Source organism: Streptomyces sp. NBC_01268 (genome assembly GCF_036240795.1).
Taxonomy (GTDB): domain Bacteria; phylum Actinomycetota; class Actinomycetes; order Streptomycetales; family Streptomycetaceae; genus Streptomyces.
Window position 1 is genome coordinate 533960 of the sequence record NZ_CP108454.1, and the last position, 26678, is coordinate 560637.

At 74.5% G+C, this 26678-nt stretch carries 19 protein-coding genes; 10 read left to right on the top strand and 9 right to left on the bottom strand.

What is annotated here, in order from left to right:
• The first annotated feature begins 87 nt into the window (after positions 1–87).
• The gene (locus tag OG309_RS02305) at positions 88–3447 is read left to right on the top strand and encodes a S8 family peptidase (protein ID WP_329417864.1); all 3360 of its coding nucleotides are present in this window, start codon (positions 88–90) and stop codon (positions 3445–3447) included.
• A gap of 135 nt (positions 3448–3582) precedes the next feature.
• Here the strand turns inward: OG309_RS02305 and OG309_RS02310 are convergent, their stop codons facing one another.
• The 3 genes from OG309_RS02310 to OG309_RS02320 form a co-directional block, all read right to left on the bottom strand.
• Positions 3583–4638 carry a polyprenyl synthetase family protein gene (locus tag OG309_RS02310; protein WP_329428088.1) on the bottom strand — a complete coding sequence of 352 codons (1056 nt, stop codon included), beginning with the start codon at positions 4636–4638 and terminating at the stop codon, positions 3583–3585.
• 68 nt (positions 4639–4706) lie between these two features.
• Positions 4707–5858, bottom strand: a complete 1152-nt coding sequence (locus OG309_RS02315) for a tetratricopeptide repeat protein (protein ID WP_329417866.1) — start codon at positions 5856–5858, stop codon at positions 4707–4709.
• 229 nt (positions 5859–6087) lie between these two features.
• Entirely contained in the window at positions 6088–7056 is a 969-nt protein-coding gene (locus OG309_RS02320; protein ID WP_329417867.1) for a winged helix-turn-helix domain-containing protein, read from the bottom strand.
• An 85-nt stretch (positions 7057–7141) separates the two neighbouring features.
• Here OG309_RS02320 and OG309_RS02325 point away from each other — a divergent pair, with 85 nt between their 5' ends.
• The gene (locus OG309_RS02325; RefSeq protein ID WP_329417869.1) at positions 7142–8260 is read left to right on the top strand and encodes an alpha/beta hydrolase family protein; all 1119 of its coding nucleotides are present in this window, start codon (positions 7142–7144) and stop codon (positions 8258–8260) included.
• 85 nt (positions 8261–8345) lie between these two features.
• On the opposite strand, the gene OG309_RS02330 is transcribed toward OG309_RS02325, so the two are convergent.
• Positions 8346–9227 carry a diacylglycerol/lipid kinase family protein gene (locus OG309_RS02330; RefSeq protein WP_329417871.1) on the bottom strand — a complete coding sequence of 294 codons (882 nt, stop codon included), beginning with the start codon at positions 9225–9227 and terminating at the stop codon, positions 8346–8348.
• 78 nt (positions 9228–9305) lie between these two features.
• Positions 9306–10901 carry an FAD-binding oxidoreductase gene (locus OG309_RS02335; protein ID WP_329417873.1) on the bottom strand — a complete coding sequence of 532 codons (1596 nt, stop codon included), beginning with the start codon at positions 10899–10901 and terminating at the stop codon, positions 9306–9308.
• A 74-nt stretch (positions 10902–10975) separates the two neighbouring features.
• Between OG309_RS02335 and OG309_RS02340 the strand changes: the two genes are divergently transcribed.
• Entirely contained in the window at positions 10976–11575 is a 600-nt protein-coding gene (locus OG309_RS02340; RefSeq protein WP_329417875.1) for a TetR/AcrR family transcriptional regulator, read from the top strand.
• Positions 11572–13149 carry a glycerol-3-phosphate dehydrogenase/oxidase gene (locus OG309_RS02345; protein ID WP_329417878.1) on the top strand — a complete coding sequence of 526 codons (1578 nt, stop codon included), beginning with the start codon at positions 11572–11574 and terminating at the stop codon, positions 13147–13149. Before OG309_RS02340 ends, OG309_RS02345 begins: the two co-directional genes overlap by 4 nt.
• A gap of 142 nt (positions 13150–13291) precedes the next feature.
• Here OG309_RS02345 and OG309_RS02350 read toward each other — a convergent pair whose 3' ends face one another.
• A complete protein-coding gene (locus OG309_RS02350; RefSeq protein ID WP_329417880.1) occupies positions 13292–14365 on the bottom strand; it encodes a chitinase in 1074 nt (357 codons plus the stop codon).
• Positions 14366–14525: 160 nt separating this feature from the next.
• Positions 14526–15944, bottom strand: a complete 1419-nt coding sequence (locus OG309_RS02355; RefSeq protein WP_329417883.1) for an amidase — start codon at positions 15942–15944, stop codon at positions 14526–14528.
• A gap of 387 nt (positions 15945–16331) precedes the next feature.
• Here OG309_RS02355 and OG309_RS02365 point away from each other — a divergent pair, with 387 nt between their 5' ends.
• The 4 genes from OG309_RS02365 (at position 16332) to OG309_RS02380 (ending at position 22346) form a co-directional block, all read left to right on the top strand.
• Complete coding sequence (locus tag OG309_RS02365) at positions 16332–17006, top strand: response regulator transcription factor (protein WP_329417885.1); 675 nt, start codon at positions 16332–16334, stop codon at positions 17004–17006.
• Positions 17007–17107: 101 nt separating this feature from the next.
• A complete protein-coding gene (locus OG309_RS02370; RefSeq protein WP_329417887.1) occupies positions 17108–18415 on the top strand; it encodes a sensor histidine kinase in 1308 nt (435 codons plus the stop codon).
• An 83-nt stretch (positions 18416–18498) separates the two neighbouring features.
• The gene (locus tag OG309_RS02375) at positions 18499–20187 is read left to right on the top strand and encodes an alpha/beta hydrolase (RefSeq protein WP_329417889.1); all 1689 of its coding nucleotides are present in this window, start codon (positions 18499–18501) and stop codon (positions 20185–20187) included.
• 176 nt (positions 20188–20363) lie between these two features.
• Positions 20364–22346 carry an ABC transporter ATP-binding protein gene (locus OG309_RS02380; RefSeq protein ID WP_329417891.1) on the top strand — a complete coding sequence of 661 codons (1983 nt, stop codon included), beginning with the start codon at positions 20364–20366 and terminating at the stop codon, positions 22344–22346.
• A 58-nt stretch (positions 22347–22404) separates the two neighbouring features.
• Here OG309_RS02380 and OG309_RS02385 read toward each other — a convergent pair whose 3' ends face one another.
• The gene (locus tag OG309_RS02385; RefSeq protein ID WP_329417894.1) at positions 22405–23673 is read right to left on the bottom strand and encodes a phospholipase D-like domain-containing protein; all 1269 of its coding nucleotides are present in this window, start codon (positions 23671–23673) and stop codon (positions 22405–22407) included.
• A 153-nt stretch (positions 23674–23826) separates the two neighbouring features.
• On the opposite strand from OG309_RS02385, the gene OG309_RS02390 reads away from it, so the two are divergent.
• Positions 23827–25119, top strand: coding sequence for a nitric oxide synthase oxygenase (locus tag OG309_RS02390; protein ID WP_329417897.1), 1293 nt, complete (start codon positions 23827–23829; stop codon positions 25117–25119).
• A gap of 21 nt (positions 25120–25140) precedes the next feature.
• On the opposite strand, the gene OG309_RS02395 is transcribed toward OG309_RS02390, so the two are convergent.
• The gene (locus OG309_RS02395; RefSeq protein WP_329417900.1) at positions 25141–25608 is read right to left on the bottom strand and encodes an Lrp/AsnC family transcriptional regulator; all 468 of its coding nucleotides are present in this window, start codon (positions 25606–25608) and stop codon (positions 25141–25143) included.
• 101 nt (positions 25609–25709) lie between these two features.
• Here OG309_RS02395 and OG309_RS02400 point away from each other — a divergent pair, with 101 nt between their 5' ends.
• Positions 25710–26678 (top strand): SMP-30/gluconolactonase/LRE family protein, encoded by a 969-nt coding sequence (locus OG309_RS02400; RefSeq protein ID WP_329417903.1) that lies wholly within the window; start codon positions 25710–25712, stop codon positions 26676–26678.

The following is a 26678-nucleotide window of genomic DNA, read 5'->3' on the forward strand; positions in this document are numbered from 1 at the left end:
GACCGGCGGCGGGCGGCGTTGCGCCCCCTGGCCGGAATCGACCACACGACTTCATCCCAAGCTCCTGGGGGAGACTTGCGTCCACATGTGAAGCGAGCACACGCCTTCACCATCGCAGCGGCCACATCGGTGGCCCTCGTAGCGGGCATGACCGGCCCCGCGACGGCGATCGCCGCCCACGCGACCGCCGCACCGGACACCGCACGCGTCGGCGGCGACGAGCGGATCCCGCTCGTCACGGGCGACAGCGTGGTGGTGAACGCCCAGGGCCGCATGGTGGCCTTCGAGGCCGCCGAGGGCCGTGAGCGCATACCCGTGCAGGTGCAGCGCATCAAGGGCCACACCCTGGTGGTGCCCAGCGACGCGCAGAGCCTCATCGCCTCGGGCCGGCTCGACCAGCGCCTCTTCGACCTCGAGGTGCTGACCGACCCGCGGCTGCGCGAGAGCCACCGCGCCGGGCTCAAGCTGATCGTGCAGTACGAAGGGGGTGCCACCGCCGCGCGGGCCGAGCTCCGCGCCGCCGGGGCCACCCCGTCGCTGCGCACCTTCCCGACCCTCAACGCCGACGCCGTCCGCGCTTCCGGGGACGACCTGTCCGGCGTGTGGAACGCGCTGACGGACCGGCAGCGGAGCGGCCTGCGCGCCACGGCCGCCGGCATCGCCAAGGTGTGGCTGGACGGCGTGCGCGGCGCCCGGCTCGACCGCAGCGTCCCGCAGATCGGCGCCGACAAGGCGTGGGCGTCCGGCTACGACGGCAAGGGCGTCAAGATCGCCGTCCTCGACACCGGCGTCGACAAGACCCACGAGGACCTCAAGACCCAGGTGGTGGGCGAGAAGAACTTCTCCTCCTCCGCCGACGCCGTGGACCGGGTCGGGCACGGCACGCACGTGGCGTCCATCGCCGCGGGCACCGGCGCCCTGTCCGGCGGCCGGTACAAGGGCGTCGCACCGGGCGCCAAGGTGATCAGCGGCAAGGTCCTCGACGACCAGGGCTTCGGTGACGACTCCGCCGTCATCGCGGGCATGGAGTGGGCCGCGGCCGAGGGCGCGGACGTGGTCAACCTCAGCCTCGGCAGCAGCGACTCCCCCGGCGTCGACCCGCTGGAGGAGACGGTGAACCGCCTCTCCGCCGAGAAGGGGATCCTGTTCGCCATCGCGGCGGGCAACGAGGGCGAGGGCGGCAGCTCGACGGTCGGCTCCCCCGGCAGCGCGGACGCCGCGCTGACCGTCGGCGCGGTCGACAAGGACGACCGGCTCGCGCCCTTCTCCAGCATCGGCCCGCGCGCCGGTGACGGCGCCGTCAAGCCGGACCTGACCGCGCCCGGCGTCGCCATCGCCGCGGCGGCCGCCGCCGGCAGCCTCATCGACACGCGCCCGGGCACGCCGCACCCCGCGCCGGGCTACCTGCAGATCGACGGCACCTCCATGGCGACCCCGCACGTCGCGGGCGCCGCCGCGATCCTGAAGCAGCGGCACCCCGACTGGAAGGCGGCCGAGCTCAAGGGGGCGCTGACCGGTTCCACCAAGGGCGGCGCCTACACCGCGTTCCAGCAGGGCTCCGGCCGGGTCCAGGTCGACAAGGCCCTGGACCAGAGCGTGATCGCCGAGCCGGTCTCGCTGAACTACGGCACGGCGCAGTGGCCGCACGCCGACGACCGGCCCCTCACCAAGAAGCTGGCCTACCGCAACCTCGGCACCACCGACGTCACCCTCGACCTGTCGGTGGCCACCGTGGACCCGGCGGGCAAGCCGGCTCCGGCCGGGTTCTTCACGCTGGGCGCCTCGCGGGTGACCGTGCCCGCCGGCGGCCGGGCCGAGGTCGACCTCGTCGCCGACACCCGGATCGGCGACGCCGACGGCACCTACTCGGGCTACGTCACCGCGGCCGCCGCGGGCCAGTCCGTGCGCACGGCCGCGGTGGCCGTGCGGGAGGCCGAGTCGTACGACGTGACGGTCCGGACCATCGGCCGCGACGGCGCCGACGCGCAGAACTTCTCCAACACCCTCGCCGGCGTCGGCGGCCCCGCCGCCGGCTTCTACACCCGCGTCGACAACGAGCCGGGCACCCACACGATCCGCGTGCCGAAGGGCTCGTACACCTTCAACACGGCGGTCTACGTCGACCCGTCGGACTACGCCAAGGGCACCGACTGGATCGCCCAGCCGAAGCTGGAGGTCACCGGTGACGTGACCCTCACCGCGGACGCCCGCACCACCAAGCCGGTCGAGCTCTCCGTGCCCGGCATCCAGACGCCCGACCTCGCGGGCACGTACTACGAGCGCAACACCGAGAGCGGCCGTATCGGCAACGGCTGGGTCCTGCGGGGCTTCACCGGCTTCCGCACCGCACACCTCGGTCCGGCCGTCACCGACGGCTCGCTCCTGCAGACCTGGGACGGGCACTTCGTCAAGGACGCCACCAGCCAGTACGCGGTGGCCTTCGGCGGACCGGTGAACACCGTCGCGACGGGCTACACCAAGCACGTGAAGGCCGACGAACTGGCCACCCTCAAGGTCGGTCTCGGGGCCTCCGCCCCCGGGAAGACCGCCGTCGCCTCCCCGTTCGCGCAGCTGCCGGGCGCGCCCGAGGGCAACGGGCTCTACGCGACGCAGGCGGCGCCGGGGACGCGCACCTTCTACGTCTCCACCGCCGACGGCGTCCAGTGGCTCACCCGCTTCGGGCAGCAGGGCCCGCCGGACGAGTGGGGCTACCCGGCCTACGAGGGCAGCCTGGAGATGACCCGGGCGAAGCGCTACGAGACCGGACGCACCTACACCGAGACCTTCAACACCGGTGTCTTCGGGCCGCTCCTGAACGAGAAGGAGGGCGTCTTCCGTACCGCCCCCGACCCGGCGACGGGCGAGCAGCAGATCGTCGGCGCCCTCTCCCTGTTCGCCGACGGCAAGGGCCACTCCGGGTTCAGCCCGTTCACCTCGGCCACGTCGACGCTGTACCGCAACGGTGTCAAGGTCGCCGAGAACGACGACCCGCTGACCGGCTCGAAGCCCTTCACGGTCGACGGCGCCGACGCCGAGTACCGACTGACGACCTCCGTGGAGCGCTCGGCGGCCCTGGCCTCCGCGTCCACCAGGATCGAGACGGGCTTCACGTTCCGCTCGCGGCAGGTCGCGGCCACCACGGCGCTTCCGGTGTCCACGGTCCGCTTCGCGGCCCCCGTCGACCTCTCCTCGCGCGCCCCGGAGCGTCTGCCGGTCCTCGTCCCGGTCACCGTGCAGGGCGCGGCGGCCGGACAGAACCTCAAGTCGCTCTCGGTGTCGGTGAGTTACGACGCCGGGAAGACCTGGCAGCGCGTCGCGGTCCGGGACGGCCGGATCGCCGTGCCGAGCCCGGCGAAGGACCGCGCCGTCTCGCTGGCCGCCGAGGTCACGGACCAGCAGGGCAACACGTCGACGCTGAAGATCCACAACGCGTGGTACGGGAAGTGACGCTCCCGCGTCCCCTCCGACTCGCGCGCTGACCGACCGGGCCGCCGACACGGCCCGACACGGCGCCACCACCCTCGGGTGGTGGCGCCGTTCGGTCGCGTGGGGCCGGTCGACGGGGCGCCGCCCGGCCCGCGGTCACCAGGTGCGGTCGAGCAAGTGCGTGAACAGCGCGTCCAGTTCCCGCGCGGCCGCGTGCGCCAGCGGCGTGTCGCGCAGGGCGCGGCGCGCGGTGTCCAGGTGGCGGCGTGCCTCGTCGCGGGCGGCGGCACGCCCGCCGGCCTCCTCCACGAGCGCCGCGACGAGTTCGGCGGAGGCGGCGTCGACCGGCCGGGGGGACGAGAGCAGCGGGACGAGCTCGCGGGCGATCTCGCCGCCACCCGCCACGGCGACGAGGACCGGGTACGTCTTCTTGGACCGGAGCAGGTCGGCGTGGACGGGTTTGCCGGTGACGGCGGGATCGCCCCAGATGCCGAGGACGTCGTCCACCGCCTGGAAGGCGAGGCCTAGATGGCGCCCGGCCCGGTCGAGCGCGGTCACGGTCCGCTCCGGGGCGCCGCCGAGCACCGCGCCGAGCGCGAGCGCGCACCCCAGCAGGCTCCCGGTCTTGCGCTCGGCCATGGACCGGTACTCGTCCGGTGCGACCGCGCCGGGCCCGTGCCAGGGGCGCTGCTCGAAGCGCAGGTCCTCCGCCTGCCCGGACACGAGGGCGCCGAGGGTCGCGCAGAGGCGTCGGACCGCGGCCCCCGTGTGCCGGCCCCGGGCTTCGGCCAGGACGGACACGGACTGGGCGTGGAGCGCGTCGCCCGCCAGGACGGCGGGTCCCGTCCCGTACGCCTTCCAGACGGCCGGGCGCTGCCGTCGTAAGGCGTCGGCGTCCATGATGTCGTCGTGGAGGAGGGAGAAGGTGTGGACGAGTTCGACCGCCACGGCTCCCGGGACGGCGTCGGCGGCGTCGGCACCGACGGCCTCCGCGCCCAGGACGGCGAGGGCCTGCCGCACGCCCTTGCCCTCGGATCCGCCGGGGTCCGGGGTGCCGGCCGTGTCGGCCCAGCCGAGGCCGTAGGCCGCCATCTCGCCGATCCAGGGATGCAGGCGGCCCACCGCCTCCGCCAGTGCGGGCCGGGTCAGTTCGCGGGCGCGCTCCAGGACTCCGGGCGCGGCGGGGGCGTGGCCGAGGGAGGTGCGGGGCACGGTCGGAGCCGGGGTGGCCGACGGACCCGCGGGGGTGCGGACCGGCGGGGGCGGGGTCGGGAGGGCGTTCACCGCAGCGCCGCCACGTCGGCCGCGCGCAGGGCCTCCGCCCCGACGGCCGGCAGGACCGGTTCGCCGGGCACCCGTCCGTCCGCGCCGGGGTCCGGCAGCGGTCCGACCCCGAGTTCGGCGGCGGCCTTGTCCACCATGTCCCGGGCGTGCCGGAGCCCGATGCGGTCGAGCGTCGCGCGGAGTTCGGCCAGGTCCGCGGCGGTGTGCGCGGCGTCGCGGCCCAGCCGGGCCTCGGACTTGACCAGTCCCAGCCGCGACAGCGCCGTGCCGCGCGGCTCCTCCATGCCGCGGAACTCCTCCAGCGCCTGCGCGTACAGGTCGCGGGCCTCCGCGTGACGGCCCGCCCGGTAGAGCACGTTGCCGCGCATCTTGTGGTTATAGGCGAGGGCGCCCGCCAGCTCGATCTCCCGGCAGGCCTCCTCCGCCCGTGACAGCAGGGACAGGGCCCGGTCCACGTCCCCGTCCCGTACGGACACCACGTCGGCTATGCCGCGCAGGGCCCACGCCCAGCCACGCCGGTCCTCGGCGCGGGACGCCGTCTCGGCCGCCTCCTCGAACAGGGCGAGGGCCTTGTCGAAGGAGCCGGTGTTGCGGTGCATCTGGGCTATCCCCTCCAGCGCCCACACCGTGTGCCGGGCCTCGCCGCGGCGGCGGGCCTCGGCGAGCAGCTGTTCGTGCAGACGCCCCACGGCCTCGTAGTCGCCCTGGATGCGCCCGGTCTCGGCGAGCCCGGCCAGCGAGTAGCCGCGCACGACGACGTCCCCGCCCCGCTCGCCCGCCTCGGCCGCCAGCCCCAGCAGCCGGTACGCCAGCCGGAGCGCGCCGCGCTGGCGGGCCAGCGTGCCGCCGCTCCACAGGGCCCAGGCCATCGCCCCTTCGTGCCCGGCCGTGCGGGCCGCCCGGTAGCTCGCCTTCCAGGCCCGGTCGGCGTCCTCGATCCGCCCGAGCCTGCGGCAGGCCTCGGCCACGGCCAGGCCGCAGCGCGCCACCTCGCCCAGGTCGCCGGACCGCTCCGCCGACCGGAGCTCCTCGACGCCCTTGGCGAGCACCTCGGGCAGGGAGGCGTTCACCGACAGCGACCCGAGCGCCCCCTGATACTCCGGCGCGGACGCCTTCTCCCGCGTCGCCGCGCCCACCTGACCTGCCATCAGACCCTCCTCAGGCCGGCTCGACGATCAAGCCGGCACGAGGATCAAGACGGCGCTCGCGCCCCGGGGTTCCGCCTCGGCCGCAAAGATCCCTCTCGGTAGGGGCGCCGGGTCATCCTCAAGTGCTACGCGGGCGTCGGCCGGTCCTCAACAAGAGGGACGACGGCGCCCGGTGGGAGGTGTCACGGAGCACGGCCCGGCCGACGGCGGGGCTCGTCCCCGAGCTCCCCTACGGGCCGGTGCCCACGGCCAGCAGCGTCCCGAGCGGCGTCCGCTCGTGCGTCACCGACCGTCCGGTGCGCCGCGTCGTCACCAGCCCCGCCCCGCGCAGCGCCGCCGCGTGGGCGGACGCCGTCGCGTTGCTGACGCGCAGGGCGCGGGCCAGGTCCGTCGTGGTGTGGGGTGCGGCGAGGAGGCGTAGGAGTTCGGCGCGGGTGCGGCCGAGGACGGGCGCCAGCGACCCGTCGTGCGGCGCCGGCCCTTCCGGTACGGGCGGGCGGCCGGGGCCCGCCGGGTAGGTGAGCACCACCGGGCGGCCGGGGAGGTCCCGGAGCAGCGGGCCCGCCGGGTGGTGGAAGGTCGGCAGCAGGACGAGGCCCCGGCCGGCGAGGCGCACGTCGCGCTCCTGGGCGCCCGGCCACTCCCACACGCCCTCGTGGAACCGGCTGCCCGGGGCGAGGACGACCAGCGCGGCGGCCACACCGTGTGCGGCGACGGCCAGCGCGTGGCGGGTGAACTCGTCGCGGTGCAGGTCCTGCACGACGGACCACACCGGGGCCAGCACCGTCTCGTAGGCGGCGTGCTGGGCCCGGCGCACGGTGCGCCAGGCCGCCTCCTCGCCCGCGTGCAGGCCGCGGACCCAGCCGGGCGCGGGCGCCGCCCCGTACACCCGCTCCAGTTCCGAGCGGACGGTGTCGGGGCTCGTCGAGCGGATGCGGGCGAAGCCGTCGGCGAGCGTGTCGCCCTCGACGCCGAGGTCGAGGAAGGTGGGCGGGCGGCCCGCCGGGACGAGGTCGGCGAGCGGTTCGGAGGCGGCCGGCAGGGCGCGGAGCACACGGCCGCGCCACGGCCCGAACAGCGGCGCGCCCCGGGGTGCGACGGCCGTCGTCAGCGCCGCGTGCAGCTCCTGCAGCGGAGCCGGACGGGCCGCGAAGCGGACCCCCGCGACGTCGTCCGCCGTGAAGTGGATCCGCAGCACCCGCACGACTCCTCGCTCGACACCAGCCTTTCGGTCAGGGCCTGAACCTTCGCACGGACCCCCGTCCCGCCCCAAGGATGCCGTCATGACGACGAACCACGCCATCAGCCGCCGCACCCTGGTCAGGGGCGCGCTGCTCGGCTCCGCGACCGCGCTCCTCGCCCCGGCGGGCGCGGCGCCCGCCGGGGCCTCGACCGCCGGGCCCGCCGGGGTGCCGCTCCGGCTTCCGGCGCCGACCGGGCCGCACCCCGTCGGCCTGCGCACCGTCCATCTGACCGACCCCTCCCGTACCGACCCGTGGGTGGGCGGGGTGCGGGAGGTGATGCTCACGGTCCTGTATCCGGCCCGTACCGTACGGGGCTGCCCGCGCGCCCCGCAGCTCTCCCCCACCGCCGCCGGGATCTTCGCCGACTACGCCCCGCTCGTGCACCCCGGGTTGCCCGAGCCGGGAGAGGTCGACTGGGGCGCGGTCCTCACCCACGGGCACGTCGACGCCCCGCCGCTGCCGGGCCGGCGGCCGGTGCTGCTGTACAGCCCGGGCGGCGGCGACTCCCGCACGCTCGGCACCAGCCTCGCCGAGGACCTTGCGAGCCACGGCCGGGTCGTCGTCCTCGTCGACCATCCCGGGGACGCGACGCAGGTGGAGCTGCCGGGCGGGATGCGGACCACCGTCCTGTTCGGGCCGCCGGACCCCGCGACCTTCCGTACGATGGTCGACACCCGCGTCGCGGATCTCCGCTTCGTCCTCGACCGGCTCGGCGACCTGCCGACGGCCTCCGTGACGGACCCGCGACGGCTCGGGGCCTACGGACACTCGGCCGGCGGCACCGCCGCCGTGTACGCGGCGCACGACGACGCGCGGATCCGCGCGGTGGCGAATCTGGAGGGCTATCTCGACCTGCGCCCCCTCGACGGCCCGGACCCCTTCGGCCGGCCCCTGCTGCTCTTCCGCAGCGAGGGATTCGAGGGTGCCGCGCGCATCGACAGCTCCTGGGCCGGCCTGCGCGCCCACCGCGCCGTGCTCCGCCGCGGCGGTCACGGAGCGTTCACCGACTACGGGGCCCTCGTCCCGCAGCTCCACGCCGCCGGGCTGGTGACGGACGCCGCGCGGGCGGCCCTGGTCGGCACGGGCGACCCGGCACCGACCAGGGCGGCTCTCCGGCACCGGGTCGGGGACTTCTTCGAGCGGAGCTTTCGCTCGTGACGACGGGACACCGGGCCGGACGACGTACCGCCGCCGCGGGCCGGAAGGATCCGGTCCGCGGCGGCGGCGGGGGTCGTCCGGTGGGTCAGGCCAGGACCTTGAGGGCGGCGGGGCGGACCCGGAGGGTGACCGGGAGGGTCGCGTCGACCTCGCCGTCGGCGCCGTACGGGAGGGGGCGGTCGGCCTCGATCCGGATCTCCTTGCCCCGCAGGATCTCGACCTCGGGGCGCTGCACGTGGGCCCCGGTCTTGAGCTCGTTCATCAGGGTGAAGAAGAGGTGCTTCGGCGCCTGCTTGATGACGACGACGTCGAGCAGTCCGTCGTCGACGCGGGCACCCGGCGCGACCTTCCGGCCGAATCCGTAGAAGCCGGAGTTGGCCGCGACCACCGTGTAGCCGGTGCGTTCGTGGCGTGTGCCGTCGATCGTGATCCGGTACGCGGCGGGCTTCCAGGCGAGGACCGCCCGCAGGCCGCCCGCGTAGTACGACGCGGCGCCGCGCAGGACGCGGGAGGCGTTGGCGTGGCGGTTGGCCACCGCGTCGACGCCCGCGTACACGCTGCCGAGGATGCAGGTCCGCGCGTGCCGGGCGGACTCGACCTCGATGGTGTCGACGGCCCGCGGCTCGCTGTGGAGCAGGACCTCGGCGAGGCCCGGGGCGTCGGTGGGGAGCTCCAGGGCCCGGGCGAAGTCGTTGCCGCGCCCCGCCGGGACGAGGCCGAAGACCGTGTCGGTGCCGCTGAGCGCGCCGCCGACGGTGCCGGCCATGCCGTCACCGCCGACGGCGAGCACGACGTGCCCCTTCGCGCCCGCCTCCCTGGCGAGTTCCCGGGCGTGCTCCAGGCTGCGGCTGTAGACGGTGTCGAGTTCCGCCCCCGCCTCCCTCAGCAGCCGGGCCAGCGGGAGGAGGCTCGCCGTGCCGCTGGAACCCCCTGCGGTGGGGTTGACGACGGCGGTGAACTGTCGCATGGATCTGGCCTCCGGGCGGCAGGAGAAGGGTCGGGAGGAGGGAGCGGAAGGAGCGGCGGAAGGAGCGGGCCGCCGGATTCAGCGGATCGGGATCAGGACCCCGGGGCTCAGCACGCCGGACGGGTCGACCTCGGCCTTGACCGCCTGCAGCATGCGGATGCCGAGGGGGCCGATCTCGCGGGCGTACCAGTCGCGGTGGTCGGTGCCGACGCCGTGGTGGTGGCTGATGGTGCCGCCCGCCGCCAGGATCGCGTCGTTGGCCGCCCGCTTCACCGGCGCCCAGTGCGCGACGGGGTCCTCGCCCTGTGCGGAGACGACCGTGAAGTAGAGCGAGGCGCCGTTCTCGTAGGTGTGCGAGATGTGGCACATGACGAGCGGCGGGGTGCCGGCCTCGGTGAGGGTCCGCGTCAGGGCGTCGCGGACCGCCGCGTACAGGCCGGGGATCGCGGACCAGAAGGCCGCCGTCTCCAGCGTCTCGGCGAACGCGCCGGCGTCGAGCAGCGCGTCCCGCAGGTAGGGCGCGTTGTAGCGGCCGTGCTCCCACTTGTCGCCGGGCTCCTCGCCGACGAACTCGCCGTCGCAGGCGAGGAGGAGCTCGCGGACCGCGGCGCGGCGGGCGGCCGTCTCCTCGTCCGTGCCCTCGAAGCCGACGATGGCCATGCAGCCCGGGTTCTCCGGGAGGGCGGAGCTGCCGATGGCGTCGGGCTGCGCGAGGCCGATGAAGGTCTCCGACTCGTCGGACAGGCGCAGCACGGTGGGTCGCGGGCCGTCCTGGGCGACACGGCGCAGGGCCGCCGTGCCCGCCTCGAAGGAGGCGAAGCGCCAGCCCTCGTAGACCCGCGTGCGCGGCAGCGGCCGGATGCGCACGGTGACCGCGGTGATCACGCCGAGGGCGCCCTCGGAGCCGAGGAGCAGCTGGCGCAGGTCGGGGCCGGCGGCCGAGCGGGGCGCCCGGCCGGTCTCCAGGGTGCCTTCGGGGGTGGCGACGGTCAGGCCGAGGACCATCTCGTCGAAGCGGCCGTAGCCGGACGAGGCCTGGCCGCTGGAGCGGGCCGCGGCGAAGCCGCCGACGGACGCCCACTCGAACGACTGCGGGAAGTGCCCGAGCGTCCAGCCCTGTTCGTTGAGCAGTTCCTCGCACCGGGGGCCGCGCAGGCCGGGCTGCAGCGTCGCGGTGCGCGACACCTCGTCCACGGCGAGGAGCCGGTCGAGCCGGCGCAGGTCCAGGGCGACGAAGGGCCGCCCGGTGGTGGGCGCGAGGCCGCCGACGACGGAGGTGCCGCCGCCGAACGGGACGGCGGACAGGCCGTGTTCGGCGCAGGCGCGCAGCACGGCGAGGACCTCGTCGTGGCTGCCGGGGAGCACGACGGCGGCCGGGATGTCGTCGACCTCGCCGGCGCGGATGCGCAGCAGGTCGGGGGTGGACTTGCCGCGGGTGTGCCGGATGCGGCTCTCGGCGTCGTCCCGTACGCCGTCCGGTGCGGCGACGGCGGCGCGCAGCGCGCCGTTCGCCTCGTCGGTCAGGGCCGGGGCGGGCGCCTCGATCTGGGCGAGGGCGGACGGGCCGCTCTCGCGCGGGGTGACGCCGAGCAGGTCCCGCAGCAGGCCGGTGACCGACTCGGGCAGGGGCGCCGCCTTGGCCGGGTCGCCCCAGCCGCTCCACAACATGTCCACTTCGAGAGGTTCCTCACGGTTTGTTTCACGGACGGCGCTGCCGAACGGCCTGCGCTGGCATTACACTGTGACAGATGACGCCCATTCGTCACAACCATGCGGACGCAGATCCCGTGCTCGACGCCGCACGCGACTGCGTGCTCGCCGTCGGCGTACGCCGGACGACCCTCACCGACGTCGCCCGGCGGGCCGGCGTGTCCCGGATGACGCTCTACCGGCGCTGGCCCGATGTGCGCAGCCTCGTCGGCGACCTGATGACCCGTGAGTGGATCGCCGTCGCCGCCGGGGCCATGCCGCCCTCCGACGACGACCGGCCCGAGCGGGAGCGGATCGTCGAGGGACTGGTCGAGGGGGCCGCCGCCTTCCGGGCCCACCCGCTGTTCCACAAGATCCTCGACGTCGACCCCGAGCTGCTGCTGCCGTACGTCCTCGACCGCCGGGGCGCCAGCCAGGACGCCCTGCTCGGACTCCTCCACACGGCACTGGAGGACGGGCACGAGGACGGCTCGGTGCGGCGCGTACGGCCGGACCTGCAGGCCCGCTCCCTGCTGCTCGTCGTCCAGTCCTTCACGCTGTCGATGCGCACCATGACCGACGAGACCGATCCCGAACTGAGCGAAGCCGCCTTCCTCGGAGAGCTGCGCACCCTGCTGGAGAGGACCCTCACCCCATGAACCCCACGAGCAGCACCGCCCGCCCCGGTTCCTCGCTGGACGCCGGGCGACGCCGACGCGAACTGGGCCGGCTCGCCGACGGCGATGCCGGCGCCGTCGTCGACGTACTCGTCGTCGGGCTGGGCGCCACCGGAGCCGGAGCGGCGCTCGACGCGGCCACCCGTGGACTCAGCGTCGCGGCGATCGACGCGCACGACCTCGCGTTCGGCACGTCCCGCTGGAGCTCCAAGCTGATCCACGGCGGGCTGCGCTACCTGGCCTCCGGCCAGCTCGACGTCGCCCACGAGAGCGCCGTCGAACGCGGCATCCTCATGGAGCGCACCGCCCCGCACCTCGTGCGCGCCCAGCCGTTCGTGCTGCCCCTCACCCCGCTCGTCAGCCGCGGCCAGGCCGCCCTCGCGCGCGCCGGGTTCGTCGCCGGCGACATGCTGCGCGTCGGCGCCCGCACCTCCCGCCGCACGCTGCCGCGCCCGCGCACGCTCTCCGCCGTCGAGACCCGTCACCTCGCCCCGGCCCTGCGCCCGGTCGGACTGCGCGGCGGGCTCCTCTCCTGGGACGGGCGGCTCACCGACGACGCCCGCCTGGTCACCGCCATCGCCCGCACCGCCGCCGCGCACGGCGCCCGCATCCTCACCCGCACCCGGGCCCTGGAGCTCCACGGCGACGGCGCCCTGGTCCGCGACGAGACCACCGGCCAGGAGCTGCGCATCCGCGCCCGTACGGTCGTCAACGCGGCCGGCGTCTGGGCGGGCGGCCTCGTCCCGGACATCCGCCTGCGGCCCTCGCGCGGGACGCACCTCGTGCTGCGCGCCGAGACCCTCGGCCGGCTCTCCGCCGGCCTGCACATCCCGATCCCCGGCGAGACGAACCGCTTCGTGCTGGTCCTGCCACAGGGCGACGGGCGCGTGTACGTCGGGCTCACCGACGAACCCGTCGACGGCGACGTCCCCGACGTGCCGGAGGTGCCGGAGACCGACATCGGCTTCCTGCTCGACGTGCTCGGCTCCGCGCTGGACGTCTCGGTCCAGCGCTCCGACGTGGTCGGGGCGTTCGCGGGACTGCGGCCCCTGCTGGACGTCCGGGACGAGGGCGGCCGCACCGCCGACATCTCCCGCAAGCACGCCGTGCTGGCCTCGCCCGACGGCGTCGTCACCGTCGTCGGCGGCAAGCTGACCACCTACCGCCGCATGGCCCAGGACGCGGTCGACGCCGCCGTGGCCGCCCGCGGCCTGACCGCCGGCCCCTGCCGCACCGCGTCGCTCCCCCTCGTCGGCGCCGCGGGGCCGCGGACCCTCGCCGGCCTCGACCTCCCGCCCCGGCTGGTGCAGCGCTACGGCACCGAAGCGGCGGGCGTCCACGCACTCGGCGTCGAGGACCCCGCGCTCGCGCGGCCGATCGTGCCCGGCCACCCGGTCACCGGCGCCGAACTCCTGTGGGCGGTCCGCCACGAAGGCGCCCTGGACACCGCCGACCTCCTCGACCGCCGTACGCGCGTCGGCCTGGTGCCGGAGGACCGCGCGGTCGCCGAGGAGGCGGCCCGGGACGCCCTGGCCCGGGGCGAGCGGGTGGGCTGACCGACCGCGGACGGGCGCTCGCCGTGCCGGGGGGCGACGGCGCCGCGCCCGTCCGCGCGGGCGTTCCTCCGGCACGGCACCGCCGTGCGCGCGAGGAACGCCCGCTCTCCCGTGGGGGTTCGGGGCCGGACGGCTCAGCGGGTCAGCGGCCCTGGAGGGCCTTGACGTTGTTGCCGAAGGTCCAGCCCTTCGAGCCGTCCCAGTTGGCCGACCAGGTCATCAGGCCCTTGAGCTGCCCGCCGTAGCGGTTCCACGCCTGGGCCACCAGGGACGGGGCCATGTAGCCGCCGCCCGCGCCCGGCTGCGCGGGCAGGCCGGGGACCTGCTTGTCGTACGGGACCCGGATCGTGGTGCCCTGGATCACCAGGCCCTTGTTCAGGCAGTCGGTCTGCGCGGCGAAGCCGGCGACGGTGCCCGCCGCGTAGGAGTCGCCGGAGCATCCGTACATGCTGCCGTTGTAGTACTGCATGTTGAGCCACCACAGGCGCCCGTTGTCGGCGTACTTCTTGACGATCGGGAGGTACGCGCCCCAGATCGAGCCGTACGCGACGCTGCCGCCCGTGACGTACGCCGTCTCCGGCGCCATCGTGAGGCCGAATCCGGCGGGCATGCGGGACAGGACCCCGTCGATGATGTACGTCAGGTTGGCCTGCGAGGCGGAGAGCGTGCCGATGCTGCCGCTCCCGACCAGCCCGGTCTCGATGTCGATGTCGATCCCGTCGAAGTTGTACCTCTGCAGGATCGGCACGATGGTCGCGATGAACCGGTCGGCGACCGCACGGGAGCTCAGGTCGATGCCCGCGGCCGCTCCGCCGATCGACATCAGGATCGTGGCCCCGGCGGCCTTGGCGTTGCACATCTGCGCCGGGGTGGAGACCCGGACGGTGGCGTCCATGCCGTCCTCCCACAGCACCGTCCCGTCCGAACGGATCACCGGGAAGGCGGCGTTGATCACGTTGTACCCGTGGGCGGCGAACCGCGGGTCGTCGATGGGCGCCCAGCCGAACGGCGGGTGCACGCCGTTCGCGGAGCCGTCCCAGTTCTCCCAGTATCCCTGGAGCACCTTGCCGGCGGGCCTCGGCTTGAGGGCGCAGGTGTCCGCCGCGGGCGCGGCGGGCGAGGAGGCCGCCTGCGCGGCGGGGACGGCGAGCGCGGTGGCGGCCAACAGGGCGGCGAGGCCCGCGCCGAGGGCGCGGGCGATCCGGCGGACTGGCATGCGTGCTCCTTGGGACGTGGGGGGATGAGAAGAGTCCGGGGTGTGCACTCACGCCGACGGTAGGTTGGTCCAGACCATTCGTCAACAGGTCTGCGAGGGTGGGTAGTTGGGACTTCGATGGGCGTGGACCCAGGAAGCCTGCGATTCGCTGCCAGGGGCGTCACAGGTCCTGGATGCGGCGGAACGGGCGGTCCGCCTCCAGCTCGAACGCGAGCTCCAGCAGGGTGCGTTCGGCGCCCGGGCGGCCCGAGAACATGACCCCGATGGGCAGCCCGTCGTCCGTCGCGCCGGTGGCGGGGAGCGAGAGCGACGGCGTGCCGACGACGTTGTTGACCGGAGTGAAGGCGACGTACGCGAGGATCCGGTCGATGAGCGTCTCGTACGGGACGGTCGGGCTGAGGTGGCCGATCGGCGGAGTGGTGTGGGCGAGTACGGGCGTGAGCACGAGGTCCAGGCCGCGGAACGACGCCGCGTACGCCTCCTTCGTGCGCTTCAGCCGCCGCAGGACGCCGGGCGTGCGCCGCCAGTCCTTCAGGTACGCCTCGCGCAGGCCCCGGCTGAGGCCGTCCATGCGGCGCCGGTCGAAGTCCGCGCCGAGCGTGCGGCCGGTGACGCCCAGGAGGAACGACAACAGCCCCCAGTAGGTGAGGAAGTCGTCGGTGAAGCGGGGGTCGAGCGACAGCTCCACCGGTGTCACCGCGTGACCCAGGCGTTCCAGTCGCGCCACCGTCTCCGTGACCGCCGCGCGGGTGGCGGGGTCGGCCCGGACGCCGTTCGGCGAGTCCACCAGGAAGCCGATGCGCAGCCGGCGCTCGGCGGGGCCTTCCACCAGGCCCACGGGCGGCAACGTGGGGTTGCGCCAGTGGGCCTCGGCGGCGGCGAGGAACGCGGCCGTGTCCCGTACGGAGCGGCTCACCACGCCGTCGGAGACGATGTCCAGGGGAAGCTGGCGGCTCTGGGCGTTGGTCACGACCCGGCCGCGGGTCGGCTTGAGGCCGACCAGGCCGCAGCAGGCGGCGGGGATCCGGATCGAGCCGCCGCCGTCGTTGGCGTGGGCGATCGGGACCGCTCCCGCGGCGACGAGCGCCGCGCTGCCACCCGATGAACCCCCCGCCGAGAAACCGGTGTTCCACGGGTTGCGGACCGGCTCGGCGCCCTCGTACTCCGTGCTCGGACTGAACCCGAACTCGGGCAGGCGGGTCTTGCCGAGCACGGTGACACCGCTGCTGAGGAACTGGCCGGTGAAGGGCGCGTGCCGGCGGGCGGGGCGCGGCGCGAAGGCCGCGCTGCCGTGCCCGGTGGGCAGCCCCAGGTAGTCCGTGTTGTCCTTGACGAAGGTCGGCACCCCGGCGAGGGCACCGGCCGCGGACGCCGCCTGCGGCGCGGGGGCGTCGATGTGCACCTGGACCGCGTTCAGCCGCGCCTCGACCGCCCGCACGCGCTCGGCCGCGTCCCGGGCGGCCTCCGCCGCGCCGACCTCGCCGCGCCGGATCGCCGCCGCCAGACCGACGGCGTCGTGCTCCCCCAGGGCGTCGTCCCGGAATGCGTGCACCGTGGCTTTTTCCTCGAAAGTCGTCACCGCTACCTCAGTCCCCGGCCGCCGTGTGGATGTTGACGGACATCATGACTTACCGCCGAGTAACAGGCGAGGGTTCCGGCCGCTCGCCACCCCGTCCACTCCCCCGGACAGGTGGGTGACCGTCGGCGATTCGGCCGCACTTCTTCGCGCCCCGGCTCAGATCGGTCGACGGTGCCGGCCCTCGGGCCTGCCCCTACGGGTCACGACGACGTGCTCGATGCCGCCCGGCGGCTTCCCGTCCCAGCCGTCCGTCCTGTCGACGACGTGGCGGCCGACGACCGTCACCCTCGTAGGAAGACGACCGGCCGGGTGCGGGTGCGGCGGGCGTCGAGGTGTGGTCCCGGGCCTGGAGGCCGGGCCGGCGGGTCCCCGGCTAGGGTGAACGGCGTGCGCGTACTGCTCGTCGAGGATGACGAAGACCTCCGGTTCGGTGTGGCCGCCGCCTTGCGGGCGGCGGGCCTCGCCGTCGACGAGGTCGCCGATCTGCCGCAGGCGGACGAGGCGCTGTTCGTCACCGCGTACGACTGCGCGGTGTTCGACCGGATGCTGCCGTCCGGGGACGCCGCGGTCTTCGTCGACGGGCTGCGGCGCGGCGGCCGGGCCGTGCCCGTGCTGTTCCTGACCGCGCGGGACACGGTGGCGGACCGGGTGGAGGGGTTCGCCAGCGGGGGCGACGACTACCTCGTCAAGCCGTTCGCCGTGCCCGAGCTGGTCGCGCGGGTGCGCAGCCTGTGCCGGCGCGCGGCGACCGTGCGCCCGCCGGTGCACCTCGTCGGGGACCTGGAGGTCGACACGGCGCGGCGGCAGGTGCGGCGCGGCGGTGTGCTGCTGATGCTGACGAGCCGGGAGTTCGCGGTCCTCGAAGTGCTCGCCTCGCGCGCGGACCAGGCGGTCTCCCGCGCCGAGTTGGTCGAGAGCTGCTGGGACGAGATGGCGGAGCCGCAGTCCAACGTCCTCGAAGTGCTCGTCTCCCAGCTGCGGCGGAAGCTGGGCGGCCCGGTGCTGATCCACACCGTTCGCGGGGTCGGCTACCGACTCGCTCCGGGCGACGAGACACCGTGAGGACCGGCCTTCCCGCGCGTACGAGGGCCGGTGGGCGTGCGGCAGCCGGTGGGCGAGCCCGGGCCGGTGGGCGTGCGCGGGCGCTCACTCCGACCGCGCGCGTGGTGCGGCTGCGGCGGCGGATCAGCCTGCTGTTCGCGCTGACCAGCGCCGTCGGACTGGTCGCGATGGGCGTGCTGGCCGTGCGCAGCGACAGCGCGCGGTGGCGGGAGCAGCTCGACCACTCGATGGACGCGGACACCAGTTGGGCCCTCGGGCTCCTGGAGACCGACGCGGACGGGCGGCTCGACACCGCCGTCCTGGCCGAGACGGTCGACACCGACTGCCCTCCCCTCACCGTGCTCCTCGTGGACGCCGACGACCCCGACGACCCCGGCGCCGTGACCGTCCAGCACGCACCGGCCAAGGCCTGTCTGGCCGTGAGCCCCGCCGTGGTCCTGGAGGCCGGGCGGGCGGCGGCCCGGGCCGACCACACGCTGGCCTTCGACCGGCGCACGCGGGACGGCGCGCCGGTACGGGTCTTCGCACAGCCCTTCTACGCGCCCGAGGCGCCCGACGACGAGGGCCCTCAGGGCGTGCTCGTCGCCTTGGCGGACGCGGCCGGCCCACGCGCCGACCACCGACGCCTCGTGTGGATCGTGGCAGGGGGCGGCGCGGTGCTCGTGCTGCTGTCGGCGGCCGTCGGGCACGTCCTTTCCGGGTGGGCCGTACGGCCCGCGCTCGCGGCCCTGGGCCGGCAGGAGGCGTTCCTCGCGGACGCGGCGCACGATCTGCGCACCCCGACCGCCTCGCTCCGGACGCTCGCGGAGACGGCGCTGCGCGGCGAGACGGACAGCGCGGAGGTGCACCGGCGCACCCTGCGCCTGGCGGAGGGCATGGGCCGACTCGTCGACGGGCTGCTGACCCGGGCCCGGCTCATGTCGGGCACGGCCACGGTGGCCCGCCAGCCGCTGCGGCTCGACCAGCTGGCGGAGGCGGTCGTCGACGAGGCGCCCGTCGCGGGCCACCGGGTCCGGATCGAGGCGGAGGAGACCGTCGTGGCGGCCGACCCCGAGCTGGTACGCCGGGCCGTCGGCAACCTCCTCGGAAACGCGCTCGCGCACGGGCACGCTCCGGGCGTTCCGGCGGACGTGCTCGTGACGGTGACCCGGGACGGGACGCTGACGGTCGAGGACGCGGGTCCCGGGCTGCCGCCGGAGGTCGCGGGCGCGTTGTTCGAACGCTTCCGCAGCGGGTCCGGGTCCACCGGGCTCGGCCTGTCGATCGCCTCCTGGGTCGCCCACGCGCACGGCGGCACGCTGACGGTGGAGGACGTCGGGCGGGGCGACCCGGCCGAGCCCGGGGAGCCGCGCGAGTGCGGCGCGCCGGGCGGGGCCCGGTTCGTGCTCCGGCTGCCGACGTCGGGCTGACGCCCGGGATCGGCGCCGTCCCCGCGCCTGTCGCCTGCCGTCCGCCTCCTGCCGTCTCCTCAGCAAATCCTCAGCAACCGCGCGTGATCATTCCCTGGACCGACCAGCTAAGGGAGTACCTCGTGATCCGCGCCGCCGCACGCCGCCGCCAGGCCTTCGCCATCGCCCTCGCCGTCCTCGGCACCACGTCCCTCGCGGCCTGTACGTCCGGGAGCGCCCCCGCCCCGGGGCGCCCAGGGGCCGCGGCCGCCGCCGATCCCGCCGACCGCCCCGACCTGCGGCGCTTCTACGGCCAGCGGCTCGCCTGGCGGGCCTGCGGCGACTCCTACCAGTGCGCCGATCTCACCGTGCCGAGGGACTACTCCCGGCCCGGCGACGGCAGGACCTTCGTCCTGCCCGTGGCGAAGGCCGCCACCTCCGCCGCCGGCAAGCGGATCGGCTCCCTCCTCTACAACCCGGGCGGTCCGGGAGAGCGTGGCGTGCAGGCCCTCAAGGACGGGCTCGCCGACGACCTCGGGCGCGGAGTGCGCGAGCGGTTCGACATCGTGGCCTTCGATCCGCGCGGGGTCGGCGAGAGCCGGCCGGCCCTGACCTGCCGCGCCGGAACGGAGTCGGACGACGCGTCCCCGGCCGCCGCCGAGACGCCGCTCTACCCCCGGACCGCGTCCGAGCGCGCCGACGCCCTGGCGGGCGCGCGGGCCACCGCCGACGCCTGCCGGAAGGCCAGCGGGCCGTTGCTCCCGCACGTCGGGACGGACGACGCGGCCCGGGACCTGGACGTGCTGCGGGCGGCGCTGGGCGACCGCAGGCTGACGTACGTCGGCTGGTCGTACGGGACGAGCCTGGGGACCTCGTACGCCGAGCAGTTCCCGCGCCGGGTCCGCGCGATGGTCCTGGACGGGGCGGTCGACCCGTCGCTGGACTGGCGGCAGCGGATGCTGGGCCAGGCCAAGGGCTTCCGCGACGCCGTGGCGGACTACGCGGAATCCTGTGCCGCCACGGTCGGCGACGCCTGCCCCGGCGCCACGCCCGACGAGATACGCGCGCTGATCGACCGGCTCCTCCGGCGGACGCGGGACGAACCGCTGCGGGTGGACGGTTCCGAGGAGGGACTCGACGCGGCGGGCCTGGTCTCCGTCCTCAGCCTGTCCATGTACACACCGGAGGCACAGTGGCAGGGCCTGTCAGAGGCGCTGCGGGAGGCGGACGGCGGGGACGGGACGAAGCTGGCGGCCTTGGAGGCGGGAGAGGAGGAGTCGGAGGGGGAGGAAGAAGAGGAGCAGGAGGCGGACGCGGCGTCCGCCTCGGGCCCGTCCTCCGAGGAGAGCCCCGCCGGGGCGGCGCCCGCCGTCCCCGAGGACAACAGCGACGCCGCCCTCATCGCCGTCAACTGCCTCGACGTCCCCCACCCCCGCGACGAGCGGGCCTACTGGGACGCGCTGGCCCCCGCCGACAAGGCCGCCGGCGTCTACGGCACGTCCGGCCTGACGGGCGAGCTGGTCTGCAAGGACTGGCCGGCCGGCCACCAGCGGCCGCACCGGGTGGACGCGGCCGGGGTCCCGCCCGTGCTCGTCGTGGGCACGGCGGGCGACCCGGCCACCCCGTACGGCGAGGCGGTCAGCCTGGCGCGCCAGTTCCCCGGCGGCATGCTGCTGTCCTTCGAGGCGGCGGGCCACACCGGATACGGGCGCAACGCCTGTGTCGACCGGAAGGTCGAGGACTATCTGGTGTCGCTCACGAAGGTCAGGCCCGGCACGACCTGCGCTCCGTGACGGCGCAGGCGCCGATCCGGCCGAGGAGGCCGAAGGCCGTCCCCGACCTCCGGCACGCACCGGCCGGTGTCGTCGCCGGTCACCCCCTGGAGTGATCCCGCCGGGCGTGGGTGCGCGGGGCCTTCGGGCCGGGTAGCCCGTTCCTTCCGTCGCAACTCCGTCGAAGGGACCGGACCTTGCCTTCCGTAAGCGACAGCGACAGCGTCGGCGAGAGCAGCAGCGCCCGTGCGAACGACTCGGACTCCGTCACCGACCCCTCCCCTCCCGTCGAGCAGTACCGCTACGTCCAGCCCAAGCTGGCCGCGCTCGACGGCAAGCCGACCTCCCCGTGGGTGATGGTGCGCCGGCTGCCCCAGCTCGTCCGCAAGGGGCTCGCGCTCGGCTGGCGGGTCGACCGCCGTGCCGTGACGGTCCTGCTCTCGTGCCAGGCGCTCTCGGCGGTCCTGGAGGCGGCGGGGCTCGTCGCCACCGGCAGCACCATCACCTCGCTCGTCTCCGCCGGCGACATCCGCGAGCGGCTGTCGGAGGCGCTGCCGTCCATCGTGCTCATCGGCGCCGCCGTCGCGGTGCGCGCCGTGCTCGGCATCGTCATCTCCGACGTCTCCTCGCGCCTGTCGCCGCGGATCTCCCGCGAGGCCGAGCTGGAGATGCTGCACGCCGCCGCGAACGCCGAGCTCACCGCGTACGACCACCCCGGCTTCAACGACAAGTGGGACCACGCCGACCGGGGTGCGGACGTGGCGAAGGACCTGATCACCGAGTCGCAGATGCTGATGTCCTGTCTCGCCTCGATCATCGCGGCGGCCGGCGTCGTCACGGTCCTGCACCCCGTGCTGCTGCCCCTGCTCGTCCTGGCCGTGCTCCCGCAGGCCCTCGCCCGGATGAAGGGCGCCCACCTGCACTGGGAGAGCAGCCGTGCCGTGTCGGCGGAGCGGCGCACGCTCGGGCATCTGCGCTGGTACATCGCCGACCGGCAGATCGCCGACCAGCTCCGCGCGGGCACGATGTTCGGCTTCCTGCTGGGTCGCTACCGTGAGATCGGCGCCCGCGTCGACGCCGTCACGGACCGGGCCATCCACCGGGGCGCGCGCTGGGCGTTCGCCGGGTCGCTCGCCGGCGGGATCGCCTCCGCGGTCATGTGGGGCGCGCTGGTCGGGCTGCTCGCCACCGGCCGGATGACGCTCGCGACCGCCGGAACGGCCGTCTTCGCGCTGCAGACCGTGAGCAACAACCTGTACGGGATCGTCGGTTACGGTACGCAGATCTTCCGCACCGGCCTGTACGTCGACGACTGGGTCGACTTCATCACCGAGGCGGGCGGCCACCGCCTCGACCGCGGCGCCGTCGTCCCCGACCCGCCGACGACGGTGCGCGCCGAGGAGCTCACGTACACGTATCCGGAGGCCGACGAGCCCGCCCTCGACGGGATCACCCTGGAGGTACGGGCCGGGGAGATCATCGCGCTGGTCGGGGAGAACGGTTCCGGCAAGACCACGCTGTCCAAGCTGCTCGCCGGCCTCTACCTCCCCACCGGGGGCACGGTCACCTGGGACGCCCGGGACGTCCGCACGCTCGACCCGTACGCGATGTGGAAGCACACCGCCGTCGTCCCGCAGGTCTTCGCCCACTGGCCGCTCACCGCCGAGGAGAACATCACCCTCGGCCAGCCGCACGGCGATGCCCGGGAATCCCTCCTCCAGGCCGCCGAGCGCTCGGGCGCGGCCGAGGTCGTCCAGGGCCTGCGCAGCGGCTGGAACACGCTGCTCGCCCGCGAGTGGTTCGGCGGCGTCGAGCTCTCGGGCGGCCAGTGGCAGCGCCTCGCCATCGCCCGGGCGTTCTACCGCCCGGGCCTCCTCGTCCTCGACGAGCCCACCAGCGCCCTCGACGCCCGCGCCGAGCACCGCATCTTCGCCGGACTCCGCGAGATCGCGAAGGACCGCCCGGTCGTGCTCGTCACCCACCGACTCGCCAACGTCGCCGTCGCCGACCGCATCATCGTGCTCAGCCACGGCAGGGTCATCCAGCAGGGCACGTACACCCGGCTCGCCGAGGTCCCCGGCCTGTTCCGGGAGCTGCTGGAGCTTCAGAACGACCGGGGGATCCCCTCGCAGCGCACGGCGGAACCCGAGTCCGAGGCGGGAGCGGGCGCGACCGCCTAGCGAGGCGTGGAAAGACGGAGGAACGGACAGGGGGAAGGCGGAAAGGGGGACGGATCGCTCAGCGGCAGGCGGCCGTGTCGTCCGAGGCACCCGGGTAGGCCGCGGCGCGCACCTGACCGAAGTTGACGACGAAGGCGTCGTACACCGACGGCGTGGTGATCCGCAGCATCGTCTCGTCGTTGTCGCGGAGCGCGGGGCCGCTCCAGTTGTGGCTGCCGGTGAAGACCAGCGTGTCGCGCACCCCGGCGTACATGCCGTCGATCATGAGGTTCTTGGAGTGGACGATGCGGTTCGGGGTGGCGGAGTCGGCGTCGTGGTCGTGCTGGTAGCAGCGGGTGGTGAGGCGCGTCTGGCCGTGCAGGGCGCTCCACGTACCGCTGTCGGTCTCGCTGTAGACGATGTCGACGGTGCAACCGGCGGCGGCGAGCGCCCGCAGCTTGTCGGCGACGCCCTGCCGGGTGATCTTCAGCATGGCGGCGCGGATGGCGGTGCGGTGGGTCCCGGCGGCGTCGGTCCAGGTGCAGCCGACGTTGTCGAGGGCGTTGACGACGGTGTCGGTGTCGTCCGTGGTCCCCGCGCGCGGGAAGAAGTACGCCTTGTAGTCGCCCGACCCGGCGTACGTGTAGGTCCAGTCGGCGCGGTCCTGCCGGGCGAGCGCGGTGAAGTAGGAGGTGTAGGCGGAGTACACGGTGGGGTTGCCGGCGAAGGCGACGGCGCTGTTCCAGTAGCGGGAGTAGTTCGACGGCGTCAGGTTGGACGTCATCTGCAGCACCGCCTGCGTCACCGCGCCGCCGCCGACGCTGCTGAACAGCAGGAACTTGTTGTGGTTGATCCCGCTCGCGCTCGTCCCCAGACAGGACCGGCCCTTCGCGCACAGGGTGACGTACGAGCTCTTGGTGAGGTCGGTGCCGAGCGCCGCCTTGAGCGTGTTGTAGGAGGCGGGGCTCCCGGCGGGGTCGCTGAACGTCGTCTCGTCCAGGACGACCTGGACGTTCACGCCGCGGGCGGTGTGCGCGTCGGACAGCTCCTGGGCGACGGTGGCGTCCCACAGGTGGTACATCGCCATCCGGATCGTCGATCCGGTGTCGGCGGCGGCGATGAACTCGCGCGCACGGTCCCGGACGGCGTTCTGCCGCGCCGGGTCGGTCGACGTCGGGTCGTTGAACACCGGCCCCAGCTGCGGCACGGCGACCTCGCCCTCGGCCGCCACCCTGGACGGAGCCTCCCCTTCCGGTGCGCTCGCCGCCTGCGCGGGCCCGAGCGCACCGGTCGCGAGTATGAGAGCGAGTCCGGCCACGCCGAGGCGTCGGCGGATGCTGGAGAGCATGAATCCCCCTCGATCTGCTGCTGGTTGAAGGGACGACCTTAGTGGATCGCAAACCGGGCACCATACCAGCGGCGCCTCTCCGCCGGACGGCTTTGACTACTCTCCACACTCGCGTGGCTCCATGGCGTAATCATGAGCGCGGGAGGGAACATCTTGATCTTCAGCCTGAGCCGCCGCCGCAAGTCCGCGCCGATGTCCGCGTCCGCGCCCGCATCCGTGCCCGCGCCCGCATCCGCTTCCTCATCCACGGCCGGGTCCGCGCCCGCCCCCGTCAGCCATGCCTGCCCCTACACGTCGGTCGCCCCAAGGCGCGACGCGCCCACAGCCGTGGCCCGCGTCCGGTCCGAGCCGGAGGCGGCGTCCGATGTCGTCGACCGGCGGCAGGCGGAGACCTTCATCCGGCAGTTCCATCACGAGCAGCCGAACGAGGGGGACGCAGAGCGCAGGGTCCGGGCGGTCCTGGACGAGATCGACCGGACCGGCAGCTACGAGCACTCCCCCGCCGAGCTCGCGTTCGGCGCGCGGGTCGCGTGGCGCAACGCGGCACGGTGCATCGGGCGGCTGTACTGGCGCAGCATGGTGGTACGGGACCTGCGGCACCTGACGGACGCCGACGACATCGCCGCCGCCTGCTTCGAGCACCTGCGGCTCGCCGGAAACGGCGGCCGCGTCCGTCCGGTGCTGTCCGTCTTCGCGCCCGACCGGCCGGGCAGGCCCGCGCCGCGGATCGTCAACGACCAGCTCGTGCGGTACGCCGGACACCGGACCGGTGACGGCGACTGGATCGGCGACCCCCGCAGCTCCCTGCTGACCGCCCGCGCCCGCCACTTGGGCTGGAAGCGCGACGAAGAGGCCTTCCAGACCCTCCCGTTGATCGTGCAGGAACGTCCCGGCCTGCGCCCGGACTGGTACGAGCTGCCGGACGACACGGTGCTGGAGGTCCCGCTGAGCCATCCCGATCACGACTGGTTCGCGGAGCTGGGGCTGCGCTGGTACGCCGTGCCCGCGATCAGCGACATGACGCTGGAGATCGGCGGCGTACGGTATCCGGCGGCGCCGTTCAACGGCTGGTACATGGGCACGGAGATCGGAGCCCGCAACCTCGCCGACCCCGAGCGCTACGACCTCCTGCCGGTGGTGGCGGACCGGCTGGGCCTCGACCGGACGTCGGAGCGCACGCTGTGGCGGGACCGGGCGCTGGTCGAGCTCAACGTGGCGGTGCTGCACTCCTACCAGGAGGCCGGGGTGACGATGGCCGACCATCACACCGAGTCGGACCGGTTCCTGCGCCACATCGCCCAGGAGACCCGCCTCGGCCGCTCGACCCCCGCCGACTGGAGCTGGATCGTCCCCCCGATATCCGGCTCCGCCACGTCCGTCTTCCACCGCTACTACGACCCCGTGGATCCGTCCCTCCGCCCCGCGTTCCTCCCCCGGGAGGCGTAGCCGGCCGCGCCCACAGAAGACTCACGCGCTCCCCGCGCCCGGCTCCTGCCCCGCCCCCGGCGAGACCGGCCGCTCGAAGAAGGTCTCCAGAACGACGGTGGCCTGCGTCCCGCTGACCCCGTCGATCGCATAGATCCGGCGCAGCACGTCCTGGAGCTGCTCGGTGGTCGCCGTCCGCACCTTCACCAGCACGGAGGCGCTCCCGGCTATGACGTGCGCTTCCACGAGTTCGGGGAGCGCGGCGAAGTCCCGCGCCGAATCACCCATCCAGGCGGTCGAGTCGACCATCACGTACGCCAGCACGCCGCTGCCCACCGCCGCCGGGTCGACCTCGACGGTGGTGCGCCGGATGACGCCCGACTCCCGCAGTTTGCGTACCCGCTCGTGGGCGGCACCGGCGGAGAGGCCCACCGCCCGGCCCAGTGCGGCATAGGACTGGGTGGCGTCCTGCTGGAGCTGCGCCAGCAGGCCGCGATCTATGTGATCCACAACTCTCCGTTCGACACCGTCTTGCCGAGACCGTATCCCATCCATCAGTGTCGGTCACAGGCCGAAGGTGATTCGGCAGATCTCATCACGAGGAGAACGGCATGCCCACGCCCACCGAACGCCCCGCCTTGTACGAGATGTTCGACGAGCGGTTCCGTACCGGCCGGTGCATGAACGGCGACGCGGAGCTGGAGGTCCTGTACACGGGCTGCCGCTGGGCGGAGGGGCCCGTCTACCTGCCCGCCTGGCGGCAGGTCGTCTGGAGCGACATCCCCAACGACCGGATGCTGCGCTGGGACGAGGAGACGGGGGCCGTCAGCGTCTTCCGCCGCACCGCCGGGCACACCAACGGCAACACGCTGGACCGCGAGGGCCGCCTGATCACCTGTGAGCAGGGGAATCGCCGGGTGACCCGGACCGAGCACGACGGCACGGTCACCGTGCTGGCCGACCGCTGGCAGGGCAAGCGGCTGAACAGCCCGAACGACGCGACGGTGAAGTCGGACGGCTCGATCTGGTTCTCCGACCCGGACTTCGGCATCACCAGCGACTACGAGGGGCACCGCGCCACGAGCGAGATCGGTGCGAACAACGTCTACCGCGTCGATCCCTCGACCGGCACGGTCCGTCTGGTCGCCGACGGCTTCGGCGCGCCGAACGGTCTGGTCTTCGCGGCCGACGAGCGGCAGCTGTTCGTCTCCGACACGCGCGCGGGATGCATCCGGGTCTTCGAGGTGCGCGAGGACGGCACCCTCTCGGACGGCAAGGTCTTCGCCGACGCCTCGGCCCGCCCCCGGGCCCGCTTCGACAACCTGCGCTTCGACGACGACGGCCGGCTCTGGGCGGCGGCGATGGACGACGGCGTGCACTGCTACGACCCCGACGGCACCCTCATCGGGCGCCTGGACGTCCCCGAGGCGGTCGCCAACATCTCCTGGGGCGGCACCAAGCGCAACCGCCTCTTCATCACCGCCGAGACCAGCCTCTACTCCCTCGTCATGGCCGTCACCGGCACCCACCCGACGGGTCCGGGGCGACGGCCCTGGCTGGACGCCGAGGGCCTCGGCTGA